12 protein-coding genes and 1 other annotated feature are annotated in these 12338 nt (G+C 49.0%); of the genes, 9 read left to right on the top strand and 3 right to left on the bottom strand.

Annotation, left to right across the window (positions count from 1 at the left end):
* Positions 1 to 80 precede the first annotated feature (80 nt).
* From ABF463_RS11970 to ABF463_RS11945, 6 genes are all read left to right on the top strand, one after another.
* Complete coding sequence (locus ABF463_RS11970) at positions 81 to 881, top strand: SDR family oxidoreductase (protein WP_415533874.1); 801 nt, start codon at positions 81 to 83, stop codon at positions 879 to 881.
* Between the two features lie 25 nt (positions 882 to 906).
* Positions 907 to 2874 (top strand): BglG family transcription antiterminator, encoded by a 1968-nt coding sequence (locus tag ABF463_RS11965; protein ID WP_415533873.1) that lies wholly within the window; start codon positions 907 to 909, stop codon positions 2872 to 2874.
* Positions 2875 to 2912: 38 nt separating this feature from the next.
* Positions 2913 to 3365 carry a transcriptional regulator GutM gene (locus tag ABF463_RS11960; RefSeq protein ID WP_415533872.1) on the top strand — a complete coding sequence of 151 codons (453 nt, stop codon included), beginning with the start codon at positions 2913 to 2915 and terminating at the stop codon, positions 3363 to 3365.
* Between the two features lie 20 nt (positions 3366 to 3385).
* A complete protein-coding gene (locus tag ABF463_RS11955; RefSeq protein ID WP_415533871.1) occupies positions 3386 to 3955 on the top strand; it encodes a PTS glucitol/sorbitol transporter subunit IIC in 570 nt (189 codons plus the stop codon).
* A gap of 22 nt (positions 3956 to 3977) precedes the next feature.
* Complete coding sequence (locus tag ABF463_RS11950) at positions 3978 to 5021, top strand: PTS glucitol/sorbitol transporter subunit IIB (RefSeq protein WP_415533870.1); 1044 nt, start codon at positions 3978 to 3980, stop codon at positions 5019 to 5021.
* A gap of 63 nt (positions 5022 to 5084) precedes the next feature.
* Entirely contained in the window at positions 5085 to 5447 is a 363-nt protein-coding gene (locus ABF463_RS11945; RefSeq protein ID WP_415533869.1) for a PTS glucitol/sorbitol transporter subunit IIA, read from the top strand.
* Between the two features lie 231 nt (positions 5448 to 5678).
* Here the strand turns inward: ABF463_RS11945 and ABF463_RS11940 are convergent, their stop codons facing one another.
* From ABF463_RS11940 to ABF463_RS11930, 3 genes are all read right to left on the bottom strand, one after another.
* Positions 5679 to 6533 (bottom strand): DUF975 family protein, encoded by an 855-nt coding sequence (locus tag ABF463_RS11940; RefSeq protein ID WP_415533868.1) that lies wholly within the window; start codon positions 6531 to 6533, stop codon positions 5679 to 5681.
* Between the two features lie 94 nt (positions 6534 to 6627).
* Positions 6628 to 8331 carry a 2-isopropylmalate synthase gene (gene leuA, locus ABF463_RS11935; RefSeq protein WP_415533867.1) on the bottom strand — a complete coding sequence of 568 codons (1704 nt, stop codon included), beginning with the start codon at positions 8329 to 8331 and terminating at the stop codon, positions 6628 to 6630.
* Positions 8332 to 8391: 60 nt separating this feature from the next.
* Positions 8392 to 8620, bottom strand: a binding site (T-box leader).
* A gap of 306 nt (positions 8621 to 8926) precedes the next feature.
* Positions 8927 to 9262 (bottom strand): DUF2500 family protein, encoded by a 336-nt coding sequence (locus tag ABF463_RS11930; RefSeq protein WP_415533866.1) that lies wholly within the window; start codon positions 9260 to 9262, stop codon positions 8927 to 8929.
* Between the two features lie 449 nt (positions 9263 to 9711).
* Here ABF463_RS11930 and alr point away from each other — a divergent pair, with 449 nt between their 5' ends.
* The 3 genes from alr (at position 9712) to ABF463_RS11915 (ending at position 11978) form a co-directional block, all read left to right on the top strand.
* Positions 9712 to 10893 (top strand): alanine racemase, encoded by a 1182-nt coding sequence (gene alr, locus ABF463_RS11925; protein WP_415533865.1) that lies wholly within the window; start codon positions 9712 to 9714, stop codon positions 10891 to 10893.
* A 78-nt stretch (positions 10894 to 10971) separates the two neighbouring features.
* Positions 10972 to 11661 (top strand): metallophosphoesterase family protein, encoded by a 690-nt coding sequence (locus ABF463_RS11920; protein WP_415533864.1) that lies wholly within the window; start codon positions 10972 to 10974, stop codon positions 11659 to 11661.
* A 128-nt stretch (positions 11662 to 11789) separates the two neighbouring features.
* The gene (locus ABF463_RS11915; protein WP_415533863.1) at positions 11790 to 11978 is read left to right on the top strand and encodes a hypothetical protein; all 189 of its coding nucleotides are present in this window, start codon (positions 11790 to 11792) and stop codon (positions 11976 to 11978) included.
* Positions 11979 to 12338 lie beyond the last annotated feature (360 nt).

The following is a 12338-nucleotide window of genomic DNA, read 5'->3' as shown; positions in this document are numbered from 1 at the left end:
AATTATGAGATGGGCATGTGATACAATAATTTCAGCAAAAGAATAATAATTTTATTCAAATTAGCAGGAGGAAATGTATCATGTCTGAAAATTGGCTTGAACTGTCTGGAAAAACTGTGATTGTTACCGGAGCAGCTTCCGGGATTGGCAAAGCTATTGCGGCAGAACTCGTCCGTTGCGGTGCAAACACTGTGGTAACAGATTTGGCCGTAACGGATGGGGACGATCAGGACGGCGCGTATTGCATCCAATCGGATGTGACCAAAAAAGAAAGCATTGAAAATCTGGTTGCGAAGACGCTGGAGAAATTCGGCCGGGTAGATGGGATTGTCAATAATGCAGGCATCAACTTCCCAAGACTGCTGGTCGATCTTTTTCACACACATCCGGAATACGAGCTTTCCGACCGTGATTTTGGCGCGATGGTTGGTGTCAATCAAAAGGGACTTTTCTTGTGTGCACAGGCAGCAGCCAAACAAATGATTAAGCAAGGAGGCGGTGTAATTATCAATGTTTCTTCCGAATCCGGGCAGGAGGGTTCCGCCGGGCAAAGCTGCTATGCCGCAACAAAGGGCGCGACGATTGCGTTTACCCGCTCTTGGGCAAAAGAACTTGGCCCCCAGAACATCCGGGTCGTAGCGATCGCACCGGGCATACTTGAAAAGACCGGGCTGCGGACGGATGCCTATAACAACGCGTTGGCCTACACAAGAGGCACGACTCCCGACAAACTAAACTCAGACTACTCAAAATCCATTCCACTTGGCCGTCCGGGCAAACTCTCAGAAGTGGCAAACCTGGTAACGTTCCTTGTTTCTGAAAGGGCGTCGTACATCACAGGTACCTGCATCAACATTTCAGGTGGTAAGTCCCGGGGCTAAATTCGATTCAAAGCATGGGGGAAATATGGAGAGGTTCATTTCACAAAACACGGAAGAAGATTCCTATCTGCTTAAAAGTGAGCGACAGGGTGACATTATTAAATATGCAACTAAACATGCCTCATTTTCCGTCGGTATGCTTGCCAAAAAGCTCAAGGTCAGCTCTAAGACAATCGTCAATGACACAAAAATAATGAATACCCTGTTTCATGGCGCGGCGGAATTCCAAGGAGAACATGGTACATTTCAGCTTTGTGTTTACAATCGTGACCGGTTTCAGACCCTATCAGATCAAATATGCGGGCTCGGCAATTATGACCCCAGCTCACAGCGCGTTGCCTGTATCATTCAGACGTTGTGGCAGAGCGGCAAGCCATTTTTGATTGACGATTTGGCGGAGGAGATGAATGTAAGCCGCTCCACCTTGAATATGGATCTGAAACATGCGCGGGAACTCTTACGTCCTTATGATGCGGAAATTGTCGGAAAACCCAATTCCGGGCTCCGGTTAAAAGACAATGAATTCCTTATGCGGCTGTTTGTGGTGGAGAATATTTATGAAACGATCTATCCCGAGGGTTTTGAGAAATATGTGCCAGAGGATCTTCATAGACGGATTGAACGTATCGGACTGGACGCGGTCAACAAAAAACGATTTTATCGGTTCCTGACCGTATTGATTGACCGTGTGCAAGCGGGCAACACCATCACAGAATTACCTGCGCAATATGCAGATATCGCTAAAGCCGCTGTCTTTCTTCTGATGCCGCCCATTGTCAAAACGATTGAGGAATTTCTGCAAACGTCCCTTCCGGTTCCGGAACAGATCTTTTTATCGCTTCCAATAATTGGAATGCAGACGCCGACAAATATCGAGGCAATCTCGCAGATTCCTGTCCGGCAGGACGTCAACCTTCTTTTGCGGCAAATCACAGATCAAATCCAGAAAGAACTAAATCTCAATATCTCGTGGCAAGAGTTTCCGCTTGATTTTCTATATCATATTGATTTTTTAATTAACCGCCTGTTGTATAACTGCCAGGTAAAAAGCCCAATCATCAGTGAGATTCAGCAGGATTCTCCATTGTCATTCTTAATGGCTAAAATTGCGGGACAGGTGATCGAAAAGTATTATCGAAACCAATTTGTCATTTCTGATGACGAACTCTCCTACATTGCGGCGTATTTCAACGTGTTTTTCCTCGAGAACAAAATGCAGTTTAATGAAAACTGTAACATGGTCATTGTTTGCGGTGCCGGACGTGCGATTGCACGATTGGTAACAGCTCATTTAAAAAAGGCGCTGAACATACATACCAGCATCGACCTGCTTCCGGATTTCGAGGCTACCAGAGAGAACCTTGCCAAATATGACCTGATTTTCACAACCGAAGACACAAGACGACTGTCTTCTATTTCAAACAGACCCATTATTTCGATCAATCCGGTTTTCGGTGAACATGAAATCACCGTTGATATCGAACGGGCTAAATATTTTGACCAACTGCGTTCGCCTAATGTGGAGTTGAATTCACTGCTTTTAAACATTTTGCAGCCCGCCTGCTTTTTTACGTTGGATGTGAAAAAGTCATATCAGGAAAACATTCAGGTCATGCTGAAGGTGTTGACAGATCAGGATCTGCTGGATGAGGATTTTCCAGATCGCCTCGCTAAACGTGAAAAAGAAGGCACGATGGTTTATGAAAACGGTGTTGCTTTTTTGCACACCACCAATAAAGGATCGGTTGGGCCGGTCTTGGCATTGGGCGTGCTACAGAACCCATTGCACCACGAAGGGCGCGAAGTCAAAATTGTTTTTCTTTTGGGGATTCAAGAGAACAGCGGTACATCTGATACACTGATTATCCGTATTTATGAGGAAATTATACGAATTTCCCGTTCACCTCAGGTTATAGAAAAACTGTCTCAGGTAAAAAGTTATTACGAATGCTTGGGCGTTATCCAAAGAGAACAGGATCTGTTTTCGTTTTAATCCTGTCGGCGTACTCACTGGAAGGGAGCGTGGCTGTTTTGGGGACTTGGTTGGTTATTTTCGTGTTGGCAGGTGCTTTTCTGTTGCAGACGGTACTTTCCTATTTTCAGACGCGATATTACACGAGGGAGTTCGTCCGGCTGCGCAAAATGGGCCGGGTGGTCATTGGAAGGAAACGCGGGATCATTTCTGCCGGCACCTTGGTGCTGTTTGCAATCAATGCGGAGGGCGTCATCCTGACAGCGAGCAGAATTCAAGGTGTTACCGTATTTGCCCGCGGCAGACAGCTCAAAAGATACGACGGCAAATCCATTGCTTCGTTGACCGTAGAGGATTGCAAGACTGAAAACAAATTGCTGCAAAAGGCGATTCTCAATGCGGTTTCCAATTATAATACAATCATGAGCGGTGGACAGATTCCACCGTCACCCAGTTTTTTTCAAAAAATTGGTTTGTTTTTCAAACAGAGAGTTGCTAAAAGCAAGGCCTAAAAAGAAAGGGGAATATTATCATGAGTATCATTGTTGCATTTGCCAATGGGTTTATCTCGTTATTCCAGGCAGGCGCCACCGTTTTTATTGGGTGGATAAAGACGATTGTACCTCTGGTTTTGATCTTGTTAGTCGCTATGAACGCCCTGATTGCGTTGATTGGTGAAAAAAGAATCAACAGTTTTGCAAAAGTTTGCGCGAAGTCCCCGTTTTTGAGGTATATGGTTCTGCCGGTAGTGGGTGTTTTCATGCTGTGCAATCCGGCTTCCCTGACGCTGGGGCGGTTCTTCCCAGAGTTCTATAAACCCGGCTATGTTGCTTCCGCCATGGAGTTCAACCACACCAATATGGGTCTTTTCCCACATGTGAATCCCGGAGAACTCTTCATCTATCTGGGTATTGCAAACGGTATCAAAACACTTGGACTCAGCACGACCGATTTGGCTGTACGTTATTTCCTGGTTGGCTTAGTTTTGAACCTGATTAGCGGCTGGGCCACTGACTTCACCGTACGGTTTGTTGAAAAACAACAGCATATTCGTCTGAGTAGAAAAATAGGTGTTCCCAATACCGTGTTAACAGAAGTGTAAGGTGTAAGGGAGGATAAAGATCATGGGCAACTATCGTGCTGTAAAAATTGTTAAGGGCGGTGCAGGTTTCGGCGGCCCGCTCATCATCCAACCAACCGATGAACGCAATAAAATTGCATATATTACAGGGGGCAGGAAACCTCCTGTGGTGGATAAACTGGAAGAACTTCTGGGACTTGAATCCATCAACGGCTTCAAGACCGGCATCAAGGACTCTGAAATTGCCGTCATCGTGATTGACTGCGGCGGAACCCTGCGTTGCGGCATCTACCCACAGAAAAAAATTCCGACGGTCAATGTAATGCCTGTTGGAAAAAGCGGACCACTGGCGAAATTCATTACGGAAGATATTTATGTATCGGATGTGGGGCCGGAACAGGTCTCCCTGCTGGAAGAAGACAGTGCGGTACAGGAAGCCTCCGCTTCTCCCGCAGTGTCCAAGGAAGCACCCGTCTCCCCTGCCAATCCAGAGAGAAAATACAAGTACTCAAGCGATAAGAAAATTTCGGAAACCATGAAGGATTCCCCCAATAGAAACTGGATGACGTCAATTGGCGTGGGTGTTGGTAAAGTTGTGAACGTGCTGTATCAGGCAGGTCGCGATGCCGTTAACACGATGCTCCACACCATCATCCCGTTCATGGCCTTCGTCGCCATGCTGATCGGTATTGTGAACGCTTCCGGTTTTGGTAACTGGTTTGCCAAAATCATGACCGGTTTGGCCGGGAATGTCTGGGGCTTGGTGCTTTTGGGCTTTATCTGCTCACTGCCATTTCTTTCCCCATTGCTGGGGCCCGGCGCCGTCATTGGCCAGATCATTGGCACCCTGATCGGTGTGCAGATTGGCAAAGGGACTATCCCGCCGCAGTTGGCACTTCCCGCGCTGTTTGCGATTGATGTGCAGGATGGATGCGATTTCATCCCAGTGGCTCTTGGTCTTTCCGAAGCGGAGGAATCTACGGTGGAGATCGGTGTACCCGCAGTCCTGTATTCACGGTTCTTGACCGGTGCGCCACGTGTACTGCTTGCATGGGTCGCCAGCTTCGGTTTGTACGCTGCTAAGTAAACGACTGTAAATCTTATTGATAGAATGGGGGAAGCGCTTGCATTATACTAAGCGCGCAACATTATGAGTACTGTATATGAAACTATCGTGACCGCCATGGGATCGGAAGTAAACAGCTTTCAAGACGAACAAATGTTTATCCTTTTCGGTCCACAAGCGCCCGACACGCTTCGCGACTATTGCTATGTGATTGACGTCAATTCGATCAACGGAAACATTGCGCCAAACCAAAATGCAACCATTGACGGTCAAACGTATAGAATCACAGCCGTGGGCGATTTGGTCAATAAGAACTTAGGGAACCTCGGCCATGTCACGTTCGCGTTTACGGGAGATAAGCACGCGGAACTGCCGGGCACGATCTATTTGGAAAATCAACCGCTTCCCGTCTTGCAGATTGGCTCCAAAATTGTCATCTCCGCTTAAACGAATAGCATACAGCCCTGGTGTGTATCCTTATGACGAACATAGAGAAAATTAGAAAAATATAGAGGGAACTATATACGACGACCTGCTGTGAGACTATCGCATTTCCACCATATAGCACATGTGCAATTCGTCACATCTAAACCCGCAGCAAAGAGAAGCCCGGTAAACAGCTCATCAGGCCGTTTGCCGGGCTTCCCGTTATCATACTCACAAAAAATTCTGTCCCGCTCACGGTTCAGACGGCGCGGACGGTGTGTCGGCAGATTGCGCCGGGCTGTGCTGCCGTTCTTTGGCACGCTGCGTAAAAATAATATGGCGGGCAAACACAGCGGATGACGCATTATAGTACGGCATAACATAAAAGGCGGGGAAAATGAGATAGCAGAGAAGCCACCAGAGTAAAAAAGAAAGCTGAAACTTGATGATCTCCCAGCGGAACCCTTTGGAATAACGCGCCGCCGTGCGCACGCAGTCGTTTGCCGTGCGTTTGCTGTCTTCCACCAGCAAATACCGTGCGGGAAAATATCGAAGAGAAACTGCCACAATCACAAGCGACGCAAATACGAACAAAACCAGCCCCAATACGAGCAGAAGATTAGCCAACAAGGTGTCTGCTCCACCCAGCAAAAGCGCATATATGGTCAACAGGGCACCGGGAGCAGCATAAACGGGAATCGCCCATAGCACCATCCGCCAAAGGATATGAAGCCCCAGCAGAATACTTTTCCCATACAGTCTGAACGACCCATACCATCCAAAAACATCGCCGATGGGCGTTTCTTTTCGGTCTACCAGCTTCCAATACCATTCCGCCTGTCCGTTTTTCAGCGGAGCGGTAAACAGAAAAAGTACCACAACAAATATACCGGATATCAGCATAGAAACTGGAGACGTATTGACAAAAGTATCCACACCGCTGCCAACGGTCTCCGGCACATTTACAACTTTTCGGACGCTCTGTTCCAACAGCGTAACACCGCCGAGCAGCAGCAAAAGCAAAAATGTGATAATAATTGCGCGCATCCAGTTACCGGTGAGCATCCGCCGGCCGTTTAACTTGGACTGAAACCGAATCCTTGACATTTTATCACTCCAAAACATCTCGCAATAAGCAATACCGTTATTCTACCCTGTATTGTGCTAAATGTCAAAGGGCGGGCACAGTCTTCTTTTACGCTCAGGCGAGGTCCTTCCGGGAAAAGGAATCACCCGCGGCCACGCGGTTGATAGCGGACAAAATACCCCGGATAGATGCGACAGTGATGTCTGAATCACGCCCCACGCCGAAAACGGTGCTTCCGTCCGGCGCGCGCAGCGCAATGTAACTGACTGCTTCGGAATCAGAGCCTTTCGCCACTGCCTGCTCGCTGTACGACAAAAATGTATACCCGGTTATCCCTGCTTTTTCCACCGCCTTGAAAAAGGCGTCGATTGCTCCGTTTCCTACCGCGTCAAGCTTCAGCTCGCGTCCCGCATGATTCAGGACGCCCTCAAAGCGTACACGTGCCGCGTTCTCTTCCTCGGAATGCGCAAACCGGTATTTTTTTAATGCATACGGGGCACTCACGTTGACATAATGCTGATTGAACAAGTCAAATACCGCTTGAGGCAGCAGCTCGGCACCGGTCTCATCACACGCCTGCTGAATGATTTCTCCAAAATCCGGATGCATCGGTTTTGGTAGTTCGTACCCGTAGACCGACTGCATGACGAACGCCGCACCACCCTTGCCGGATTGGCTGTTAATGCGGATGATCGGTTCATATGCGCGCCCCACATCAGCGGGATCAATCGGGAGATAGGGCACCTCCCAATAATCGGAACCTGTTTCCCGCATGTAAGCTTCGCCTTTGTTGATGGCATCCTGATGGGAACCTGAAAATGCGGTGAACACCAAATCTCCCGCATAGGGGTGACGTGGATGTACATCCATTTTGGTGCATTTCTCGTACACCGTGCGCACCGCCCGAATATCGCTAAAATCCAGCCGCGGATCCACACCCTGCGTGAACATGTTCAGGGCCAGCGTGACAATATCAAGATTGCCGGTGCGTTCGCCATTGCCAAACAGAGAACCTTCCACACGTTCCGCACCCGCCATCAAGCCGAGTTCCGCCGCCGCAGCGCCGGTGCCGCGGTCATTGTGCGGATGCAGGCTGATGATAGCATTCTCCCGATGCGGCAGGTGACTGATAAAATATTCGATCTCATCGGCGTACCCGTTCGGGGTACAACATTCCACCGTGTTAGGCAGATTGAGAATGATCTTGTTTTCAGGTGTGGCGTGCAGTGCTTCCATCACCCGTGTGCAGATAGCCACGGCGTTTTCCGGTTCCGTACTGGAAAAGCTTTCGGGAGAATACTCATAGCGGATGTGCATTCCCGGATCAGCTTCCGCCGTCAATTCGTGGACCAGCTCCGCACCCCGCACGGCGATGTCGATGATACCGGCCATGTCTTTTTTAAACACGACCTTACGCTGAAGCGTAGATGTGGAGTTGTAAATGTGAATGATGACGTTTTTGGCGCCGCGAATCGCTTCAAAAGTTTTGCGAATGAGGTGCTCACGTGCCTGCACCAGCACCTGAATGGTCACGTCGTCCGGAATGTGGCCGTCTTCTATGAGTGTGCGTATGATTTCGTATTCTGTTTCCGATGCGGATGGGAAGCCGACCTCAATTTCCTTAAACCCTACGTCAACCAGCAGGTGAAACATCTCCAACTTTTCCGTAAGGTTCATGGGCTGCACCAATGCCTGGTTGCCGTCGCGCAGATCCACGCTGCACCAGGTGGGGGCATGTGTGATGGTGCGTGTGGGCCAGATGCGGTTGGCAATGGGCACCCCCGGGAATGGGATATACTTCTGATAAGATGGTTTCATCCTGCAAGTTCCTCCTTGTTTTATCATGTCAAAATGGGCGCAAAAAATCCCCGTCCCCCATGCAGGGGCGGGGAAAAATTCCACGCGGTACCACCCTGATTCGGCGGCATATGCCACCCTTTGCAGACCTCCAGCAAGGTCCGGCACGATAACGCACGCCATGCGTCCGCCCTTCATCGGGGCGGCGACTCCGGGATGAGCTATCCACCTTCGCCAGTCCGTCCGCTCACACCACCCGCGGACTCTCTGTAGGGCTCGGCAAAGGTCTTATTCCCTTCACAGTCTTTCTGAATCAAAATTCATCTTATTTTTATCATAGCAATAGTAGAGGCGGTTGTCAAGGGTCTGTAAAAAAATATCGGCAGACAGCGTGCAGGACTACAATACATGTTGGACAGCGAAAGGGTGGCCAAAAAGAAAAAATGCGGAAACGAGCCGCATCGGTTAAAATGGAGTTACCACACAACCATTGATACCGAAAGGAGACCTGTTTGCGCATGAACAGCATCGCACAAGAGATGAAGTATAAGCAATCCCTTATCTGCTATGCTGAGAAATACGAAGTCAGCCATACCAGCCGCAAATACAACAACCATTAAGAGTGTGATTGAAACCTGATTAATACGTCCCCTTTAAATTGCAGCATCCCCTCGTCACCTTTTTTGATCGACTCGTATAACCATATTGAAACCGTGAATTTTTTAGTCCTACCTGCCACATCAAAAACAACAACATAATCAGTAACCGTCTTCGCCAATCCCATCGTGCCAACCGTTGTATAACTGGTATCGTATTTTTCCAATACTTTGGCTCTGGTTCTGACAGTCTTTTTAAATATTTCGGATAATGCCCTCCATATTAACAGAACTGCTAGCAGGAGTATAAAAAGATACGGGAGCATGGTAATCGGGTCAAAATGAAGAAGCGGCATAATTTCTTCCTCCGCATACATTTTACTACCGGGCAGTTGCAAAAGGAATCTGGAAAAGGGTCATGCAATCTTTGGTCGCAGAAACCCGAGTAAACACAGGAAGGGGCGAGAGGCCCCTTCCTAGTGACGATTTCTCATCCGCATACTCCTCTAAAACGCCTATGAGAACAGCTGATAGGACCTTTTCCGGAAATACGTTTCATCTTATGCAGCAAACATTGTTCAACCTGCATTTTTGCACAACACGAGTATACTATGAATTGGCTGGCTTGTCCACTGCGGGCCAAAGCGGTCGTGCGCGGATTGTAGAAACGAAAAGGCTGCACCGCCGCTTCTGTGTGAATTCTGTGAAAGCAGTTGCTTTTTGCGTCCCAGCGATTATAATTAAGTATACGTCCAATGGACGTAATGAATGCCAGCCGTTTTTACGGCAAAACCGGAGGAACTGCATGTCAGACTTTTTAAAACGAACCTGGGCGGAAGTCGATTTAGATAAGATAGAAAAAAATTACCGTGCCATCCGGGCTTATGTAAACCCCCGGAGCAAGATCATGACTGTTGTCAAGGCCGACGGTTATGGACATGGCGCTTCTTTTGCAGCGAAGACCTTTGATGAGGCGGGTGCGGACTGGTTTGCCGTTTCTAATATAGAGGAAGCCGAACAACTTCGCCTTTCGGGCATCCAAAAACCGATTCTGATTCTTGGATACACGCCTCCGGAGTTTGCGGCCGAGCTGATCGCCAAGCAGATTACACAGACACTGTTCAGCTTGGATTATGCTCAACAGCTCAGCACGGCGGCCGTGCAAGCCGGCGGCACGGTGGATGTACATTTGAAGCTGGACACCGGCATGTCCCGCATTGGTTTTTTGTATCATGGCGAGGCGGATACATCCGCGCTTTTGCACGATGCCTGCGGGGCAGCAAAACTGCCGGGTCTGCGGATTGGTGGGGTGTTTACGCATTTCGCGGTTTCGGATGAACCGGGAAACCCGTTCACTGCATTGCAGTTCAGCCGTTTCATCCACGCCATTGAACTGCTTGAAGAGAAAGGGGTGCATTTTGCACTGCGCCACTGCTGCAATAGCGCGGGGCTGCTCAATTACCCCGACATGCAGCTTGATATGGTACGCCCCGGCATTATTCTCTACGGGCTGACGCCGGCGGTTGGTATGCCGCTGCCGATTCAGCTGTATCCGGCAATGTCACTCAAAACAACGCTGTTTCAGACCAAGATGCTGGCTGCCGACACACCGGTCAGTTATGGCATGACCTACCGCACACCGTCGGAGCGTCGGTTGGGCACGCTGCCTATTGGGTATGCGGACGGTTATCCGCGCAGCCTTTCGGGCAAAGCGGATGTGCTTATCCGGGGCAAACGCGCGCGCATTGTTGGCCGGGTCTGCATGGACCAGTGCATGGCAGATATCACCGATATCCCGGAGGCCGAGAGCGGCGATGAAGTGACGGTCATCGGGTGCGACGGTACACAGGCAATCCCGATGGAGGAGATTGCCGCGCACATGGGGACAATCAATTACGAAACTGCCTGCCTGATCGGCAAACGGGTGCCGCGGGTGTTCTTTAAAGGGGGCCGACAGGTCGGGCAGCTTAATTATATCCTGCCATAAATAGATTCGCGGCGGAGCGGGTTAAGGGGTTCTTTGCTCCGACATGAATGTATACATACTGTTAAGAGGGAATCCGATATGCTTTATGTTACCGGGGATATTCACGCGGATCTGCGTGATTTTGAAAGCCGCCCGTTCGGCCGGGTGAAAAAAAGTGATTACGTACTGGTGTGCGGCGATTTCGGCATGATCTGGGACGATAGCCCGGAGGAAAAAAAGGCGCTTGAAAAACTGGGCAAGTCCAAGCACCCCATCCTGTTTGTCGACGGCGCACATGAAAATTTCGATCTGCTCGGAGCCTATCCCGTGGAGCAATGGAACGGCGGCGACGTGCAGGTCATTAGTGGTAATCTGATACATTTGATGCGGGGGCAGGTCTATACGATAGACGGCAAGAAGGTATTCGTTTTTGGCGGCGGCGAAAGCGATGACCGCGATATGCGCGAGCCCGGTACCGGATGGTGGCCGCAGGAAATGCCAAGTACGGATGAAATGCGCATCGGCATTGAAAATCTGGTTGCCAACGACTGGCGGGTAGATTATATTTTTACGTATGAGGCGCCGTCGAGTATGCGCAGGCTACTCGTGACCGATGCGCGTGAACTGAACGCATTCCACGTATATCTCGATCACATCCGTGAAAAATGCCAGTATGCGCACTGGATTTTTGGAAATTATCACTTTAACAAACGCCTTTCCACCAGCATGGATGTGCTATATGATGATGTTATTACCTTAATTACCAACAGCGATAAGTCTCGCACGTGATACGTGCCAATAACGCTGTCTGCCGATATTTTTACACGGTGTAGGTTTGTCAAACATGTTCGACATTCCACCTTGCCGTTGTGCCTTGGAGTGTCCGGTCGCATGAGCTTATGGCGGATGCCCAACTGATGGGCAGTATTTTAAAAAAAGTGGGGATGTTTCCTTTTTCAGGTAAATCAGTTGGTAAACTCAGAGCCATTATCGATCTGCACACGCTCGGCAGTTACGCCCCGGTGCTTGAACCACACGACGATTTTACGAAGAAAATCGGCAGAAGAGACGGATTGGGCCAAGCACATCTCCATGTGCTGTTTTAGATGGCTGTGCGGGCGTTTGGAGCGGTCTGCAAGTAATTATCCTGTGATGCCACCATACCGTGCTTTCCAGAAATAGATAAATGAACGACTGCGATTGTATTTGCGGCTGGTTCGGCTGACTCCGTATTTCTCGGCATAGCGGATAAGGAATTACCTCATCTCTTGTGTTATGCTATTCATGCGCAAATAGGTCTCCTTTCGATCCCAATAGTTGTGTGATAACTCCATGTTAACCGATGCGGTTCGTTTCCGCACTTTTTCCTTTCTAACCACCCCTTCGCTGTCCAACATCTATTGTAGTCCTATGAGCTCCTCAAAATAAAGTATCAAATTACTCTTGACTACTCTAAAATAATATGA

This window comes from Ethanoligenens sp., from assembly GCF_047718355.1.
Taxonomy (GTDB): Bacteria; Bacillota; Clostridia; order Oscillospirales; family Ethanoligenentaceae; genus Ethanoligenens.
Note: the sequence above shows the minus strand (reverse complement) of the source record. Positions and strands in the feature narration are given on the sequence as shown.